This window comes from Pseudomonas sp. GW821-FHT01A09, assembly GCF_058986725.1.
Genome location: NZ_JBYSWB010000008.1, coordinates 197131 through 213257 on the forward strand (window position 1 = coordinate 197131; position 16127 = coordinate 213257).

Here is a 16127-nt window from a genome sequence, read left to right on the forward strand (position 1 = left end):
AACCGATAAAAGCGGCAACGCCGCCTGAGCTTTTTTAGCCTTCGCAGGCCCTAGCCATAACGACCGGTGATGTAGTCTTCGGTCTGCTTCTTCGCCGGATTGGTGAACAACGTGTCGGTATCGCCGAACTCCACCAGCTTGCCCATGTACATGAACGCGGTGTAATCCGACACCCTCGCCGCTTGCTGCATGTTATGGGTCACGATGACTATGGTGTACTTATGTTTCAACTCGTAGATCAGCTCTTCAACTTTTAACGTCGAAATCGGATCCAGCGCGGAGCAGGGTTCATCGAGCAGCAAAACCTCGGGCTCGACCGCGATGGTGCGGGCGATCACCAGGCGTTGCTGTTGCCCGCCGGACAGCCCCAACGCCGATTCATGCAGGCGATCCTTGACCTCATCCCACAACGCCGCGCCCTTGAGCGCCCATTCCACGGCCTCGTCGAGCACGCGCTTTTTCTTGATGCCCTGGATGCGCAGGCCGTACACCACGTTTTCATAGATGGTCTTGGGAAACGGGTTGGGTTTCTGGAACACCATGCCCACGCGACGACGCAATTCCGCGACCTCGGTACCCTTGCTGTAGATATCCTCGCCATCGAGGTGGATGGCGCCCTCGACCCGGCAGCCGTCGACCAGGTCGTTCATGCGATTGAAGGTGCGCAGCAGGGTCGACTTGCCGCAACCCGACGGGCCGATGAAGGACGTGACCCGCTGCTTGGGGATCTTCAGGGCAATGTCGAACAGCACCTGGGTGTCGTCGTAGAACAGATTCAGGCCGGGCACTTCCAGCGCGACGGCTTCGTCGGCCAGGTGCAGCCCTTGCTTCTTGCGACCCAGGGCGTTGTAGCTAAAGCCCCGGGGTGGCGGTGTTTGCTGCATCAAAGATCTCCCCGTGGGCTCATATATCTTGTGGGACATGCTGTGGTTTTTGGGCAAGCAGTACTGGCCCCTTCGCCAGCAAGCTGTGCTCCCACAGTGCAAACCGTACTGCAGTTGTACGCCTGTGGGAGCAAGGCTTACCCGCGAAGAGGCCAGTGCGGCCTGCGCAAAATCCTCCCACAGCGCGAACAGCACTGCAGTCGTACACCTGTAGGAGCGAGGCTTGCCCGCGAAGAGGCCAGTGCGGCTTGCGCAAAATCCTCATACATCCAACGCCTTGTACTTCTCGCGCAAATGATTACGCAACGCGACCGCCGCCAGGTTCAGCAGACCGATGACCAGCACCAGCAGCAGCGCCGTGGCGTACACCAGCGGCCGCGCGGCTTCGACGTTGGGGCTCTGGAAGCCGACGTCATAGATATGGAAGCCCAGGTGCATGATCTTCTGGTCCAGGTGCAGATACGGATAATTACCGTCCACCGGCAGCGACGGCGCCAGCTTGACCACGCCCACCAGCATCAGCGGCGCCACTTCGCCAGCGGCGCGCGCCACCGCGAGAATCATGCCGGTCATCATCGCCGGGCTGGCCATGGGCAGGACGATCTTCCACAGCGTCTCGGCCTTGGTCGCGCCCAGCGCCAGCGAGCCTTCGCGCAGGCTGCGGGGGATGCGCGCCAGGCCCTCTTCGGTAGCAACGATCACCACCGGCACCGCCAGCAAGGCGAGGGTCAAGGAGGCCCACAGCAACCCCGGCGTGCCGAGGGTCGGCGCCGGCAGCGCTTCGGGGAAGAACAGCCGGTCCAGCGAGCCGCCCAGCACATAGACGAAGAACCCCAGGCCGAACACCCCGTAGACGATGGCCGGCACCCCGGCCAGGTTGTTCACGGCGATGCGGATCAGCCGCGTCATCAGCCCTTGGCGCGCGTACTCGCGCAGATACACCGCGGCCAGCACACCGAACGGCGTGACGATGATGGCCATGATCAAGGTCATCATCACCGTGCCGAAGATGGCCGGGAATACCCCGCCTTCGGTATTGGCTTCCCGGGGGTCGGTGCTGAGGAATTCCCACAGCTTCTGGAAGTAGAAACCCAGCTTGGCGAAGGTGCCCATGGCGTTGGGCTGATAGGCATGCACGATCTGGCCGAGGGCGATCTCGATCTCCTTGCCATGGACGTCACGGGCCGTGAGGCTGTCGCGCTCCACCGCCTGATGCAGACCGGCCAGGCGCGCTTCGATGGCCTGATAGCGGGCGTTGAGTTCGGCGCGCTCGGCATCGATGTCGGCTTGCGCCTGGGCGTCGAGCTTGCCCTGCAGTTGCAGCTTGCGCGCTTGCAGACGCAGGCGTTCGAGGCTGTGGTTGATGGCGCCGATGTCGGTCTTCTCGAGTTGCTGCAACTGATCGGCCAGCTCACTGACCCGTTGCAGCCGCTCCTGCAAGGGCGCCCAGGCCGCCTCACCTTCGGCAACCACCTGGCCGCCTTCCTTGACGTTGATCAGATAGCCATAGAAGTTGCCCCACTCGCGACGCTCCAGGGTCATGGCCTGCGCCGGCCATTGGCGCTCGTGCAACCAATCGCCCACTACCCAGGCGAAGTCAGCGCCGTTGAGGTCGCGGTTGCCGAGCTTGATCAGGGCGCGGGTCATGTACTCGCTGCCCGCAGCGTTGACGGGCTGACCGGCGCTTTTCAGGCGCGCGCGGGGCACCGATTCCTCTTGCACCGGCTCGCCGAGGATGACCTGCGGCGGCTGCCCCGGCACCTGATAACTGGCCTGCAGCAGATCGGCCGGCCAGAACAGCCCCAGGCCGCGCACTGCCAGCACGGCCAGCAGGCCGAGGGTCATGATCACCGCCATCGACACCGCGCCCGCGCTCAGCCACACCCCCGGCGCGCCGCTGTTGAACCAGATCTTGAGGGAATCCCTTTTCACGGATGTCGGCCTTCCTTAAAGGGACGAGTATTGCTTGCGAAGACGCTGGCGAATCAACTCGGCCAGGGTATTCATCACAAAGGTAAACACCAGCAGCACCAGAGCCGCAAGGAACAGCACCCGGTAGTGACTGCCGCCCACTTCCGACTCCGGCATCTCCACGGCGACGTTGGCCGCCAGGGTGCGCATGCCCTCGAACAGATTCATCTGCATGATCGGCGTGTTGCCGGTGGCCATCAGCACGATCATGGTCTCCCCTACCGCGCGCCCGAGGCCGATCATCAGGGCCGAGAAGATTCCCGGGCTGGCGGTGAGGATCACCACGCGGGTGAGGGTCTGCCAGGGCGTGGCACCAAGCGCCAGCGAGCCCTCGGTGAGGCTGCGCGGCACGCTGAACACGGCGTCTTCGGCAATCGAATAGATGTTGGGGATGACCGCGAAGCCCATGGCGATGCCGACCACCAAGGCGTTGCGCTGGTCGAAGCTCAAGCCCAGGTCGGCAGTGATCCATTGGCGCATGTCGCCGCCGAACAACCAGGACTCAAGATACGGGCTCATGAACAGCGCGAACCAGCCCACCGCAAGGATTACCGGAATGAGCATGGCCGCCTCCCAGCCCCCAGGCACCCGCAAGCGCAACGAGGCCGGCAGCCGTGACCAGGCCAGCCCGGCCAGCAGGATGCCGATGGGGGTCAGCACAAAGACGCTGAAAATGCCCGGCAGATGGCCTTCCAGATACGGCGCCAGAAACAGCCCGGCAAAGAAGCCGAGGATCACCGTGGGCATGGCCTCCATCAACTCGATGACCGGCTTGACCTTGCGGCGCATGCTCGGCGCCATGAAGTACGCGGTGTAGATGGCCGCCGCGATGGCCAGCGGCGCCGCCATCAGCATCGCGTAGAACGCCGCCTTGAGAGTGCCGTACGCCAGCGGTGCGAGGCTTAGCTTGGGCTCGAAATCACTGTTGGCGGCGGTCGACTGCCAGACGTATTCCGGCGCGTCGTAGTGCTCGTACCAGACCTTGTCCCACAGCGCGCTCCAGGACACTTCCGGGTGCGGATTGTCGAGGCTCATGGGCAACAGACGGTGGCCGCTTTCGATCATCACCTGGTTGGCTCTTGGCGACAGCGCCAGCCAATCGGCCGCGGCGGCCACCGGTTCGATCAGCAAGGTGCGGTGCGCGGTACTGTGGAACACCCCCAGATTACCGGCGGCATCGCGGGCCAGAAAGCCCTTGCGGCGCTGCTCGGGGTTGATCTGCAAGATCGCGCTGCTGCCCAGCTGGAAGTCGCGGATGTGGCTCAGATGGGGTTCGCCGTCGGTGTCCCGGGCCATGAACCACTGGCTGATGCCGCCCTTGGAGCTGCCGATCATCAGCGACACGCCGCCTACCAGCTGCGCACTGGCGGTCACGTGGGCATTGGCGTCTTCGAGCAGTTTGTAGCGGCCGTTGAGGGTGCGATCGGTGAGGTTGAAGACATCCACCTGGGCGCGGCCATTGACGACATACAGCCATTGCTGACGCGGGTCGACGAAGATCGCCTTGACCGCCTCGGGCATGTTCGGCAGGTCGATGCTCGCCTGCGTCTGGACGGTCGCGCCGGTGAGGGGGTGGGTAGCAAGGCTCAGCGACTGCACGAACAGCTGCGAGCCGGACGAGCCGGCGACGATCAGGCGGCTGTCGGTGGCGTTGATGCTGACGTGGTCCAGCGCGCGCCCTTGTGCATCGAGCACCAGCGGCGCCTCACCGTAGGGGTAATCGACGGCCGGGTTCACGGCCTTGATGTCGTCGTGGTAGGTGACTTTGTAGCTGTGATGGAACACCAGCGCCTGGCCATTGGACAGCCCCACCACCACCCGCGCCGCGCCAGGCTGGTCGCGGCCCAGTGAGGTAATGCTGACACCCGCCGGGATCGGCAGCGTCACCCGGCGCAATTCGGCGCCCGATTGAGTATCGAAGAACACCACCTCGCCGCGATCGGAAACGCGCATGCCGGCCAGATTCTGCTCTTCGAGGTTGATCAACAGTGGCTTGCCGGCATCCTGCAGCCAGGCCGGGCTGAGCGGGGCCCGGGCCTGCAGTTCGGCGCCCTTGAACAGCGGCATCACCACGTAGGCCAGGTAGAAGAAGATCAGGGTGATGGCGGCCAGCACGGCGAGGCCACCGATGCGCACGTACCAATGCGTCAGCCGGTCGTGCAGCGCGCGCAGCCGACGCTTGCGCTTGAGTTGCGGCGTATTGAAATCAATGCGCGCCGGGGCTTCGTCCAGCTTGGGAGGGATCAATTTCATTAGCGGTTGGCCGGCTGGATCATGCGCGCACATCTTATGACGTTAAGGTTACTGAAATGTGACAAATCGAAGTTGCCCAGCCATGACCGCACCCCCGCTAGAGGCCCAGGTCGCTCAGCAGCTTGCTCACCACCTTGGCCGGCAGCGGGATGTAGCCATCCTTGACCACCATTTCCTGGCCCGTGCGCGACAGTACCAGCTTGATGAACTCGGCTTCCAGCGGCGCCAGCGGTCGATTCGGCGGCTTGTTCACATACACATAGAGGTAGCGCGCCAGCGGGTAGCTGCCGTTGAGGGCATTGGCTTCGTTGTCTTCGACGAAGGGCTCGCCGGCTTTTCTGGCCAGGGGCACGGTTTTGACACTGGCGGTCTGGTAACCGATGCCGGAATAGCCGATGCCGTTGAGGGAGTTGCTGATGGCCTGTACCACCGAGGCGGAGCCGGGCTGCTCGTTGACGTTGGCCTTGAAGTCACCTTTGCACAGGGCTTCTTCCTTGAAGAAGCCGTAGGTGCCGGACACCGAGTTGCGCCCGAATAGCTGCACCGGCTTGCCGGCCAGATCCCCGCTGATGCCCAGGTCGCCCCAGGTTCTGGCATCGGCCTTGGCGCCGCATAGGCGCGTGACGGAAAAGATCGCGTCGACCTGCGCCAAGGTCAGGCCCACGACCGGATTGTCCTTGTGCACGAACACCGCCAGGGCATCGACCGCCACGGGGATCGCCGTGGGCTTGTAGCCGTACTTCTGCTCGAACGCTTGCAGTTCGATGTCCTTCATGCGGCGGCTCATGGGGCCGATGGTGGCGGTGCCTTCGGTCAGGGCAGGTGGCGCGGTCGAGGAACCGGCCGCCTGAATCTGGATATTGACGTTGGGGTACTGCCGTTTGTACGCCTCGGCCCACAGGGTCATGAGGTTGGCGAGGGTATCGGAGCCGACACTGGAGAGGTTGCCGGAGACGCCGGTGGTCTTGACGTAGGCGGGGATGCTCGGGTCCACCGCCGCCGCGGCGTTGGCCGTGGCAAAGACCAGCGCGAACGCCGCGATCAATCGCGTGAGGGTCATGCCGTGCTCCTGGCAGAAAAGGACGGGGGCACTGTATGAAAGTAATGTGACAGATAGATGACGAAATGGCTGCTTGAGAATCTTCTTTTGGCCCCAGCATATTTATCGTCGGCGCGGGCCTCTTCGCGGGCAAGCCCTGCTCCCACAGGTGTACGACGGCAGTCCAGTCGACTCTGTAGGAGCAAGGCTTGCCCGCGAAGAGGCCGCCGAGAACCAAAGCGCTGCCCCACAGGTGTACGACGGCAGTCCAGTCGACTCTGTAGGAGCAGGGCTTGCCCGCGAAGGGGCCAGTGCGGCTTGCGCGAAATCCTCCCACAGCGCAAATCGTACGGCAGTTGTACCCCTGTGGGAGCAGGGCTTGCCCGCGAAGGGGCCGCCGCGGACTCAGCGCCTCTTGAACAACAGATACAGACCCACGCAGAAGCCCAGCGCGCAGATGCCCGCCACGTAGTAAGCCAGGGCCATGGGGTAGTCCTTGAGCATCCAGGTCACCACCATCGGCGTCAGGCCACCGAAGATCGCGTACGCCAGGTTGTAGGAAAACGACAACCCGGTGAAGCGCACCACCGGCGGGAAAGCCTTGACCATCACGTAAGGCACCGCGCCGATCACGCCGACCAGCAGGCCCGTCATACCGTACAGCGGGAACAGCCAGTCAGGATGCGCCTGCAGGCTGTGATACATGGTCCAGGACGACACGCCCAATGCCAGGCTGCCCACGGTGAAGACCTTGCCCGCTCCGAGGCGGTCCGCCAGGGCCCCGGCCGCGATGCAGCCGATGCTCAGGAACACGATGGCCACGCTATTGGCCTGCAGCGCCAGGCTGGGGGTGAAGCCCAGCATCTTCTGCAGGAACACGGTGGGAGTCATCAGGATGACCACGATGATGCCAGCCGACAGCACCCAGGTCAGCAGCATCGACACCACCACGGCGGCGCGATGATCACGCAAGACTGCCTTGAGCGGGATCTCTTCGGCCAACGCCTTGCGCTGCTGCAATTCAGCGAACACCGGCGTCTCGTGCAGCCAGCGGCGCAGATACACCGATGCCAGGCCGAACACCCCGCCCAGCAGGAACGGGATACGCCAGGCGAAGTCGATCACTTCGGTGGGCAGATAGACAGTGTTGACCGCCGTGGCCACCAGCGAGCCCAACAGGATCCCCGAGGTCAAGCCGCAGGTCAGGGTGCCGCAGGCATAGCCGATGTTGCGGCTCGGCACGTGCTCGGAGACGAACACCCAGGCGCCGGGCACTTCACCGCCGATGGCGGCGCCCTGGATCACCCGCATCAACAGCAACAGCAGCGGTGCCCACAGGCCGATCTGCGCGTAGGTCGGCAGCAGCCCCATGATCAGGGTCGGCACGGCCATCATGAAGATGCTCAGGGTGAACATCTTCTTGCGCCCCAGCAGGTCGCCGAAGTGCGCCATGACGATACCGCCAAGCGGCCGTGCCAGGTAACCCGCGGCGAAGATCCCGAAAGTCTGCATCAGGCGCAGCCAGTCCGGCATGTCGGCCGGGAAGAACAACTGGCCGACCACCGCAGCGAAGAACACGAAAATAATGAAGTCGTAGAACTCGAGCGCACCGCCCAGTGCGGACAACGACAGCGTCTTGTAATCATTGCGGGTCAGCGGTCGCGAGGGCTGCGCGACACTCGAAGGCACGGAATTCATCAGAAAACGTCTCTTATTCGATAGATCTTCAACCCCGATTCAGGGCTGATTACGGCTGGCAGGTGGCGCAAGATAGCAAATTGCTACGGAAAACCACATAGAACTGCCGCCAAACGGTCGAAATCGCTATCTGACGGTCGTTGTCGCGGCGCTGCGTCGATATACTGGGCGGTGTTCGAACCACTTTTGTTACACATTCAGTCTTGCAGGCAATTGTGCGAAAGCGTCGCTAGGGTCGGCCATAGTCGATTTCGCAGAGTTATCCTGGCGCGTCTCGTCATCAAAGCAGCGTAGTATGGCGGCTGAACGATTTCGAGGCGTAGATCAACCACGCCAACCAGTGAAGCGTCACGGGTCAGAGGGACCCCAGGCATGATTGAACTCGAACAAGAAGATCCTATTCCGCAAGGCGACCTGGCCTTGCAGATCACCGCCTTGCCGCGGGAAACCAACGGCTTCGGCGACATCTTTGGCGGCTGGCTGGTGGCCCAGATGGACCTCGCCGGCACCGCCATGGCCAGCAAGGTCGCCGGTGGCCGCGTGGCCACCGTGGCCATCGACCGCATGGCGTTTCTGGTGCCAGTCGCGGTCGGCGCGCAATTGTCCTTCTATACGCAGACCCTGGAGATCGGCCGCAGCTCGATCCAGATGATGGTCGAAGTGTGGAGCGACGACCCGCTGTCCAGCGAATGGCGCAAGGTCACCGAAGCGGTGTTCGTGTTCGTCGCCATCGACGGCAGCGGCCGCACCCGCTCGGTACCGCCCCGACGCTGAGGCGTCGCCATCGTCTGCGGGCGTTAAACTTGAGCCGCGGATGACGGTCCATTCCACATCCATGGCTCATGAGCGAGAAGACAGGTATGTCCGGACACCAGGTTAAAGAAATCACGCTGGGTGAATTGCACGGCTGGCAGATCAACGATGGTCAGGCCGAGTTGCTGCTGCTGGCCCAGGGCGCGCAGGTCGTCAGCTATACCCGCACCGGGCAACCGCCGCTGATCTGGCTTAACGATCAGTCGCATTTCATCAAGGGCAAGGCGGTTCGCGCCGGTGTGCCGGTGTGCTGGCCGTGGTTCGGCAATCTGGCGAAAAACCCTCAAGCCGTGCAGGCGATGCGCGTCAGCGATGACGAACCGACCTCCCATGGCCTGGTCCGCACCCTGGAGTGGACGCTCAAGGGCATCGAAGACACCGATGCCGGCGTGCGTATCGAACTGACCCTGCCCCAGGCCGAACAGGGCTTCCCGGGTTGGGCTCACCCGGCAGCGCTGAGCCTGACCATCGTCATGGGCGATAGCCTGCAGTTGAGCCTCACGACCCGCAATATCGGGCCCCGGGAGCTGGTCTTCAGCCAGGCGCTGCACAGTTACTTCTCGGTCAGCGATGTGCGCCAGATCAGCGTCGACAGCGTGGCCGGCCTGAGCTACATGGAAACCGTCGGCGTCGAGGAGTGGGAGCAGCGCAACCAGGCTGGCCCGTTGAAAGTGACCGGCGAAACCGACCGCGTTTACCTGGCCACTCCGGCGCAATTGGCGATCGACGATCCGCAGCGCAATCGTCGCATCGTGCTGAGCCCGAGTGGTTCGAAGAACGCGGTCATCTGGAACCCCTGGATCGACCGCGCTGCCAATCTGGACGACATGGCCAACGACGGCTGGCAGCAGATGTTCTGCATCGAGACGGCCAATGTGCTGGACGACATCGTCACCCTGGCGCCAGGCGCCGAGCACACCATGAGCGTGGCGATCACCAGCGAAGCGTTGTAGGGACGGCGAGCTGGGCCTCTACTTGTGTACAGCAGGCTCGGCCCCTTCGCGGGCAAGCCTTGCTCCCACAGTGCTAGCAGATCTCGCGGCGTGCGCCTGTGGGCGAGGCGCTTTAAGTACGGCGAGCTGGGTCTCTACTTGTGTACAGCAGGCTTGGCCCCTTCGCGGGCAAGCCTCGCTCCCACAGTGTTAGCAGATCTAGCGGCGTGCGCCTGTGGGAGCAAGGCTTGCCCGCGATGAGGCCGGCCCTGCCAACAGAGGCCCATGGGCCATCAAAGGTCCGCATCCTCCACCACCCGTACCTTCGAGGCATCCAGCGCATAGGCCGCGTCGGCCAAGTCGTTGCTGACCTTCTCCACCTTCAAGCCGCCGATCACCCACAGCGGCGCGTAGATATCATCGAGCTTCAAGCCCTTGGGGTAGCGCACCAGCACCATCTGGTTGGGCGGCGGTGGCGGCACGTGGATACAGGCGCCCGGATAAGGCACCAGGAAAAACAACGTGCTGCGTCCCTTGGCATCGGTTTCCAGTGGCACCGGATAGCCGCCGATGCGGATGTTCTTGCCGTCCATGGCCGCGACCGTCTTGGTCGAATACATCACCGCTGGCAGGCCCTTGCTCTGCTTGAGGCCGCCCTTGTGGGTGAAGTTGCCGTCGCCTTCCGGGGTGTTGTGGGTGATGTCGGGCATGTCTTCGAGGGCTTTCTGGTCCGACTTGGGCATCAGCGACAGCCAGTCGGTTTCCGGTGGCTCGGCAGCGCAGGCCAGACCGCAGCAGCTGGCAAGCAATAAGGTCAGGAGGATACGGCGCATCACAGGCTCGGGAAGGGACAAGGAAGCCGAAGTCTAACCTGTAGCGAGGGGGCTTGCCCCCGATACGCCGTGTCAGCCACAGATGAAGTAACTGAACCACCCTATCGGGAGCAAGCCCCCTCGCCACAGGGTCTTTATTTCCTGCGGATCAGACCGACCACGACCAGCAGGATGATCGCACCGACCACCGCACCGATAAACCCGGCGCCTTCGCCCGCGCGGTAGATGCCCAGCGCCTGACCACCGTAGGTCGCTACCAGCGAACCGCCGATACCCAAGAGGATGGTCAGGATCCAGCCCATGCTGTCATCGCCCGGCTTGAGAAAGCGCGCGATCAGACCGACGATCAAACCGATGAAAATAGTGCCGATAATGCCCATGTGAATACCCCTGCCTACAAATTGAAATGATCAACTCCCGATGGGCGTTGGCGTCATGCAATCAGAGGGTAAGCCATTGCAATGGTTCAAATATGACAAACCCGGCAGCGAGCCGGGTCTGTAGGTGCAGGCAGCGAAACGGCGGCCGATCAGTCGCCGATCAGCGCTTCGACCGCGGCGATACGCCGCCGCAAGGTCGCCATGTCGTCGCTGCGCAAGGTTGCATGACCGACCTTGCGACCCGCCTTGAACGCCTTGCCATAGTGGTGCAGGTGGCAGTCCTCCAGGGCGATGACCTTGTCCACCGGCGGCACTTCACCGATGAAGTTGAGCATGGCGCTCTCGCCCAGCTTGGCAGTGGAACCCAGCGGCAAGCCGGCAACCGCACGCAGGTGGTTCTCGAACTGGCTGCACTCGGCGCCCTCGATGGTCCAGTGCCCGGAGTTGTGTACGCGTGGGGCGATCTCGTTGGCCTTGAGGCCGCCGTCCACTTCGAAGAACTCGAACGCCATGACGCCCACGTAATCGAGTTTTTCCAGCACGCGGGCTGAATAATCCTCGGCCAGCGCCTGCAGCGGATGGTCAGTGCTGGCGATCGACAGGCGCAGGATGCCGTTGTCGTGGGTGTTGTGCACCAGCGGGTAGAAGCGCGTTTCGCCATCGCGAGCCCGCACGGCGATCAGCGACACTTCACCGGTGAACGGCACGAAGCCCTCCAGCAGGCAGGCGACGCTGCCCAGCTCGGCGAAGGTACCGACGACGTCGGCGGCACTGCGCAGGACCTTCTGGCCCTTGCCGTCGTAGCCCAGGGTGCGGGTCTTGAGCACTGCGGGCAGGCCGATGGCCGCCACGGCAGCGTCGAGGTCGGCCTGAGACTGAATGTCGGCGAAGGCCGGGGTGGGAATGCCCAGGTCCTTGAACATGCTCTTCTCGAACCAGCGATCCCGGGCGATACGCAGCGCATCGGCGCTCGGGTAGACGGGCACGAACTGCGAGAGGAAGGCGACGGTTTCTGCCGGCACGCTCTCGAACTCGAAGGTCACCAGATCGACTTCGTCGGCCAGCTGGCGCAGGTGATCCTGGTCGCTGTAGTCCGCCCGCAGGTGTTCACCCAGCGAGGCGGCACAGGCGTCCGGGGCGGGGTCGAGAAACGCGAAATTCATGCCCAGCGGAGTGCCCGCCAGAGCCAGCATGCGGCCCAGCTGGCCGCCACCGATTACACCGATCTTCATACTGCGAACCTCATGTTGCCAGTTTCAGGCCTGACGCGGATCTGGGTTGTCCAGGACGGTGTCCGTCTGCTCGACGCGGAACTGCTTGAGCGCGGCGTGGAACTGCGGATGCTTGGCGCCCAGAATGCTCGCCGACAGCAGCGCGGCGTTGATGGCGCCGGCCTTGCCGATGGCCAGGGTGGCGACCGGCACGCCCGCGGGCATCTGCACGATGGACAGCAACGAATCGACGCCCGAGAGCATGGACGACTGCACCGGCACACCGAGCACCGGCAGATGGGTCTTGGCCGCGCACATGCCCGGCAGGTGCGCCGCGCCACCGGCACCGGCGATGATCACCTCGAGGCCGCGGGCTTCGGCTTCCTCGGCGTACTGGAACAGCAGGTCCGGAGTACGGTGGGCAGAGACCACCTTGACCTCGAACGGAATACCGAGCTTTTCCAGCATGTCGGCGGTGTGGCTAAGGGTGGACCAATCGGACTTGGAGCCCATGATCACGCCAACCAGTGCACTCATCGTCGAGCCTCTTCTCTTGGGCGCCCGCAGGCGCGTCAAAAAACAACAAGCCACGCGGGAGACCGGCGTGGCTTGTTATGCGATTTAAGGCCGATCGAACCGGCCAAAGGCCGCGCAGTATACCGCAAGTTTCGGGCAGATACGCCCCCCTTCCGGCGTGCGGGGGAAATGTCTCAATCTGCCACCTGCCGAGCTGTCGGCGCCTAATGCGCGGGCGGTCACGCCACGTGGCAGTGGTCGCACCGAACCCATCATCAAGGAAGATCCCCCATGAAAATCATTGCCCAGGCTCGCTACCTCGTCATGACCGCGCTGATCTCGCTAAGTCTGATCGCCGGTCACGCGTTCGCCAGACCGCAACCCCTGCAGATTACCCTGTTCGTCCACCAGGACGTGACGCAATCGGTCGACAAGCTGCACCAGGATTTCTTCTCTCACTGGGAGAAGGAAATGACCGAAATCAGCGGCCGGGAGGTGCAGTTCGACTATGTAACCGAGGCTAACGAGATCACCACGCTGGACTACCGCAACGACAACCACGACGCGGTGCTGCGGCAGATGCAACACCTCGCCCGCCGGTATTTCGCCGATAACGAAAAACCCGGCAGGGCCGAGCTCAACAAAAGCCTGCTGCTGACCACGCGTCCTCTCAACGACGTGGCTTATGGCATTACCACCCACCTGAGCAACACCGGCATCGCTTCGCTCGATTACTACAGTGCACCTGCCCACGAACTGGGGCATATGTTCGGCGCCATCCACGATCACGCCAAGAGCGGCTGGAGCATGTGCGACAGCTATATGGCCAACCGCAACGCCCTCAAAGCCCACTGCTACACCTTCAGCGAAGCGAATCGAGACCTGATCGGCGATCACCTCATCCAATTTCCCTGAATACCGCCGCGCGCTGGTTCAAGCCCCGGCGGCCGCCGCCTCCAGCTTGCGCCACAACAGCCGCACCTGCGCATTGCGCATCAGCGCACAGCGGTAAAGGCGTATCTCCAAGGGGATCTGCCACTGCGCACCGCCGCACTGCAACAACTCGCCGCGCCCCAGCTCCGCCGAGACGCTGAGGCGCGGCACCCAGGCGATGCCCAGACCTTCCAGCGCCATGCTTTTCAGGCTGTCGGCCATGGCCGTCTCGTACACCGTGGTGTAGCGCAATTTATGCTGACGCAGCAGCAGGCTCACCGAACGGCCAAGGAAGGCGCCAGCGCTATATGCCAGCAGCGGCACACTGCCCTCACCCTCCAGCTCGAACAGCGGCTGGCCATCGGCCCCGGCGGCGCACACCGGCAGCATCTCGGTCTGCCCCAGGTGCAGCGAGGGGAAGATTTCCGGGTCCATCTGCAGCGCCGCATCCGGATCGTAATACGCCAGCATCAGGTCGCAACCGCCTTCGCGCAGAGCATGCAGGGCATCTCCGACGTTGGTTGCCACCAGCCGCGTGGCGATGTTCAGGCCTTCGTTGCGCAGCTGCGCGATCCACCGCGGGAAAAACCCCAAGGCCAAAGAGTGCGCCGCCGCCACTTGCATGACCTCGCCCTGCCCGCCTTCGAGGTGGTGCAGGTGGCGCAGCACTTCACCGAGCTGATCGACCACCGTGCGCGCCGTGACCAAGAACAACTGCCCGGCCTCGGTCAGCTCCACCGGGGTGCGCGAGCGGTTCACCAAGGTGAGGCCCAGCGCCGCCTCAAGGCTGCGAATACGCCGACTGAACGCCGGTTGGGTGACAAAGCGACGCTCCGCCGCCTGGGAAAAACTTCGCGTCGCCGCCAGGGCGCTGAAGTCTTCGAGCCACTTGCTTTCGAGGTTCATGGGGTGCGTGCCTCACACGTTCGATCAAAGACGGTCGTCACATCAACATTATGCCGATTGTGCATAGCTTAGCGTGCAACAGCATTGGAGCTCAAATCGGCGCGAGCCTAGTATTGGCGCCACTCCGGTACTTACCGGCCTCCTGTCCGAGACTATATCTATCATGTCCTCCGCTGCATCATCGCGCATCGAAAAAGACCTGCTTGGCGTTCTCGAAGTACCCGCCGAAGCCTACTACGGCATCCAGACTCTGCGCGCAGTGAACAACTTCCGCTTGTCCGGCGTGCCGCTGTCGCACTACCCCAAGCTGGTCGTGGCGCTGGCGATGGTCAAACAGGCGGCCGCCGATGCCAACCACCAACTCGGTCACTTGAGTGCCGCCAAGCACGCCGGCATCAGTGAAGCCTGCGCACGCTTGGTTCGCGGTGATTTCCACGACCAGTTCGTGGTGGACATGATTCAAGGCGGCGCTGGCACTTCGACCAACATGAACGCCAACGAAGTGATCGCCAACATCGCCCTCGAGGCCATGGGTCACAACAAGGGTGAGTACCAGTACCTGCACCCCAATAACGACGTGAACATGGCGCAGTCGACCAACGACGCCTACCCCACCGCCATCCGCCTGGGCCTGCTGCTGGGCCACGACGCCCTGCTGGCCAGCCTCGACAGCCTGATCCAGGCCTTCGCCGCCAAAGGTGTGGAGTTCGCCCACGTACTGAAGATGGGCCGCACCCAGCTGCAAGACGCCGTGCCTATGACCCTCGGCCAGGAATTCCGCGCCTTCGCCACCACGCTGACCGAAGACCTCAACCGCCTGCGCAGCCTGGCCCCGGAACTGCTCACCGAAGTGAACCTGGGCGGCACCGCGATCGGCACCGGCATCAACGCCGACCCGGGTTACCAGTATCTGGCCGTCTCGCGCTTGGCCACCATCAGCGGCCAACCGCTGGTGCCGGCCGCCGACCTGATCGAAGCGACCTCCGACATGGGCGCCTTCGTGCTGTTCTCGGGCATGCTCAAGCGCACCGCAGTCAAGTTGTCGAAGATCTGCAACGACCTGCGCCTGCTGTCCAGCGGCCCGCGCACTGGCATCAATGAAATCAACCTGCCGGCGCGTCAGCCAGGCAGCTCGATCATGCCCGGCAAGGTCAACCCGGTGATCCCGGAGGCGGTGAACATGTGCGCCTTCGAAATCATGGGCAACGACCTGGCCCTGACCATCGCCGCCGAAGGTGGGCAATTGCAGCTCAACGTCATGGAGCCGCTGATCGCCTACAAGATCTTCGACTCGATCCGCCTGCTGCAGCGCGCCATGGACATGCTGCGCGAGCACTGCATCGTCGGCATCACCGCCAACGAACAACGCTGCCGCGAACTGGTCGAGCACTCGATCGGCCTGGTCACCGCGCTGAACCCTTACATCGGCTATGAAAACGCCACCCGCATCGCCCGCGTCGCCCTGGAAACGGGCCGGGGCGTGCTGGAACTGGTGCGCGAAGAAGGCTTGCTCGACGACATCATGCTCGCCGACATCCTGCGCCCCGAAAACATGATCGCGCCGCGTCTGGTCCCGCTCAAGGCCTGATGCCGGCACCGCTCACCAGGTCGAGAGACTAGACACCTCTCACCTTTTGAGGGCTCGCAGCCACTGGTTGCGGGCCCTTTTTTTATCCAGAAGCGTGATTGCCGCGCTGGCGGCACACGGGCACAATCCCGGCACGCCACTCTCCGGCAACAATAATCAGACAGGACTGG

14 protein-coding genes are annotated in these 16127 nt (G+C 63.4%); 4 read left to right on the forward strand and 10 right to left on the reverse strand.

Translation table 11 applies throughout. The features are described from left to right. Positions 1–50: 50 nt before the first annotated feature. From pstB to AC3WJP_RS12265, 5 genes are all read right to left on the reverse strand, one after another. Positions 51–884: a phosphate ABC transporter ATP-binding protein PstB gene (gene pstB / locus AC3WJP_RS12245; protein WP_493721427.1), complete on the reverse strand. Its 834-nt coding sequence runs from the start codon at positions 882–884 to the stop codon at positions 51–53. A 261-nt stretch (positions 885–1145) separates the two neighbouring features. Continuing rightward, positions 1146–2816, reverse strand: coding sequence for a phosphate ABC transporter permease PstA (pstA, locus tag AC3WJP_RS12250; RefSeq protein WP_493721426.1), 1671 nt, complete (start codon positions 2814–2816; stop codon positions 1146–1148). 15 nt (positions 2817–2831) lie between these two features. Then, complete coding sequence (locus AC3WJP_RS12255; RefSeq protein ID WP_493721425.1) at positions 2832–5108, reverse strand: ABC transporter permease subunit; 2277 nt, start codon at positions 5106–5108, stop codon at positions 2832–2834. A gap of 97 nt (positions 5109–5205) precedes the next feature. Continuing rightward, complete coding sequence (locus AC3WJP_RS12260) at positions 5206–6168, reverse strand: phosphate ABC transporter substrate-binding protein PstS family protein (RefSeq protein ID WP_493721424.1); 963 nt, start codon at positions 6166–6168, stop codon at positions 5206–5208. 384 nt (positions 6169–6552) lie between these two features. Continuing rightward, a complete protein-coding gene (locus AC3WJP_RS12265) occupies positions 6553–7845 on the reverse strand; it encodes an MFS transporter (protein ID WP_493721423.1) in 1293 nt (430 codons plus the stop codon). A 372-nt stretch (positions 7846–8217) separates the two neighbouring features. Here AC3WJP_RS12265 and AC3WJP_RS12270 point away from each other — a divergent pair, with 372 nt between their 5' ends. Both AC3WJP_RS12270 and AC3WJP_RS12275 read left to right on the forward strand, forming a co-directional pair. Beyond that, a complete protein-coding gene (locus AC3WJP_RS12270; RefSeq protein ID WP_008366910.1) occupies positions 8218–8619 on the forward strand; it encodes an acyl-CoA thioesterase in 402 nt (133 codons plus the stop codon). Positions 8620–8705: 86 nt separating this feature from the next. Beyond that, entirely contained in the window at positions 8706–9611 is a 906-nt protein-coding gene (locus AC3WJP_RS12275) for a D-hexose-6-phosphate mutarotase (RefSeq protein ID WP_493721422.1), read from the forward strand. 272 nt (positions 9612–9883) lie between these two features. Here the strand turns inward: AC3WJP_RS12275 and AC3WJP_RS12280 are convergent, their stop codons facing one another. From AC3WJP_RS12280 to purE, 4 genes are all read right to left on the reverse strand, one after another. Beyond that, entirely contained in the window at positions 9884–10423 is a 540-nt protein-coding gene (locus AC3WJP_RS12280; RefSeq protein ID WP_493721421.1) for a DUF3299 domain-containing protein, read from the reverse strand. 134 nt (positions 10424–10557) lie between these two features. Next, positions 10558–10803: a GlsB/YeaQ/YmgE family stress response membrane protein gene (locus AC3WJP_RS12285; protein WP_226503907.1), complete on the reverse strand. Its 246-nt coding sequence runs from the start codon at positions 10801–10803 to the stop codon at positions 10558–10560. Between the two features lie 149 nt (positions 10804–10952). Then, positions 10953–12035 (reverse strand): 5-(carboxyamino)imidazole ribonucleotide synthase, encoded by a 1083-nt coding sequence (locus tag AC3WJP_RS12290; RefSeq protein WP_493721420.1) that lies wholly within the window; start codon positions 12033–12035, stop codon positions 10953–10955. A gap of 24 nt (positions 12036–12059) precedes the next feature. Then, complete coding sequence (gene purE, locus AC3WJP_RS12295) at positions 12060–12551, reverse strand: 5-(carboxyamino)imidazole ribonucleotide mutase (protein WP_493721419.1); 492 nt, start codon at positions 12549–12551, stop codon at positions 12060–12062. 270 nt (positions 12552–12821) lie between these two features. Between purE and AC3WJP_RS12300 the strand changes: the two genes are divergently transcribed. After that, positions 12822–13445 carry a hypothetical protein gene (locus AC3WJP_RS12300; RefSeq protein ID WP_493721418.1) on the forward strand — a complete coding sequence of 208 codons (624 nt, stop codon included), beginning with the start codon at positions 12822–12824 and terminating at the stop codon, positions 13443–13445. Positions 13446–13463: 18 nt separating this feature from the next. Here AC3WJP_RS12300 and AC3WJP_RS12305 read toward each other — a convergent pair whose 3' ends face one another. Continuing rightward, positions 13464–14369, reverse strand: a complete 906-nt coding sequence (locus tag AC3WJP_RS12305) for a LysR substrate-binding domain-containing protein (protein ID WP_493721417.1) — start codon at positions 14367–14369, stop codon at positions 13464–13466. Positions 14370–14532: 163 nt separating this feature from the next. Here AC3WJP_RS12305 and AC3WJP_RS12310 point away from each other — a divergent pair, with 163 nt between their 5' ends. Then, positions 14533–15957: an aspartate ammonia-lyase gene (locus tag AC3WJP_RS12310; protein WP_493721416.1), complete on the forward strand. Its 1425-nt coding sequence runs from the start codon at positions 14533–14535 to the stop codon at positions 15955–15957. Positions 15958–16127: the final 170 nt, after the last annotated feature.

Bases quoted from the DNA above. Each gene is read 5' to 3' on its own strand.
- pstB (WP_493721427.1), bottom strand. From the start codon at position 884: ATGCAGCAAACACCGCCACCCCGGGGCTTTAGCTACAACGCCCTGGGT.
- AC3WJP_RS12290 (WP_493721420.1), bottom strand. From the start codon at position 12,035: ATGAAGATCGGTGTAATCGGTGGCGGCCAGCTGGGCCGCATGCTGGCT.
- AC3WJP_RS12260 (WP_493721424.1), bottom strand. From the start codon at position 6,168: ATGACCCTCACGCGATTGATCGCGGCGTTCGCGCTGGTCTTTGCCACG.
- AC3WJP_RS12300 (WP_493721418.1), top strand. From the start codon at position 12,822: ATGAAAATCATTGCCCAGGCTCGCTACCTCGTCATGACCGCGCTGATC.
- AC3WJP_RS12275 (WP_493721422.1), top strand. From the start codon at position 8,706: ATGTCCGGACACCAGGTTAAAGAAATCACGCTGGGTGAATTGCACGGC.
- AC3WJP_RS12280 (WP_493721421.1), bottom strand. From the start codon at position 10,423: ATGCGCCGTATCCTCCTGACCTTATTGCTTGCCAGCTGCTGCGGTCTG.
- AC3WJP_RS12305 (WP_493721417.1), bottom strand. From the start codon at position 14,369: ATGAACCTCGAAAGCAAGTGGCTCGAAGACTTCAGCGCCCTGGCGGCG.
- AC3WJP_RS12285 (WP_226503907.1), bottom strand. From the start codon at position 10,803: ATGGGCATTATCGGCACTATTTTCATCGGTTTGATCGTCGGTCTGATC.
- purE (WP_493721419.1), bottom strand. From the start codon at position 12,551: ATGAGTGCACTGGTTGGCGTGATCATGGGCTCCAAGTCCGATTGGTCC.
- AC3WJP_RS12310 (WP_493721416.1), top strand. From the start codon at position 14,533: ATGTCCTCCGCTGCATCATCGCGCATCGAAAAAGACCTGCTTGGCGTT.
- AC3WJP_RS12270 (WP_008366910.1), top strand. From the start codon at position 8,218: ATGATTGAACTCGAACAAGAAGATCCTATTCCGCAAGGCGACCTGGCC.
- AC3WJP_RS12265 (WP_493721423.1), bottom strand. From the start codon at position 7,845: ATGAATTCCGTGCCTTCGAGTGTCGCGCAGCCCTCGCGACCGCTGACC.
- AC3WJP_RS12255 (WP_493721425.1), bottom strand. From the start codon at position 5,108: ATGAAATTGATCCCTCCCAAGCTGGACGAAGCCCCGGCGCGCATTGAT.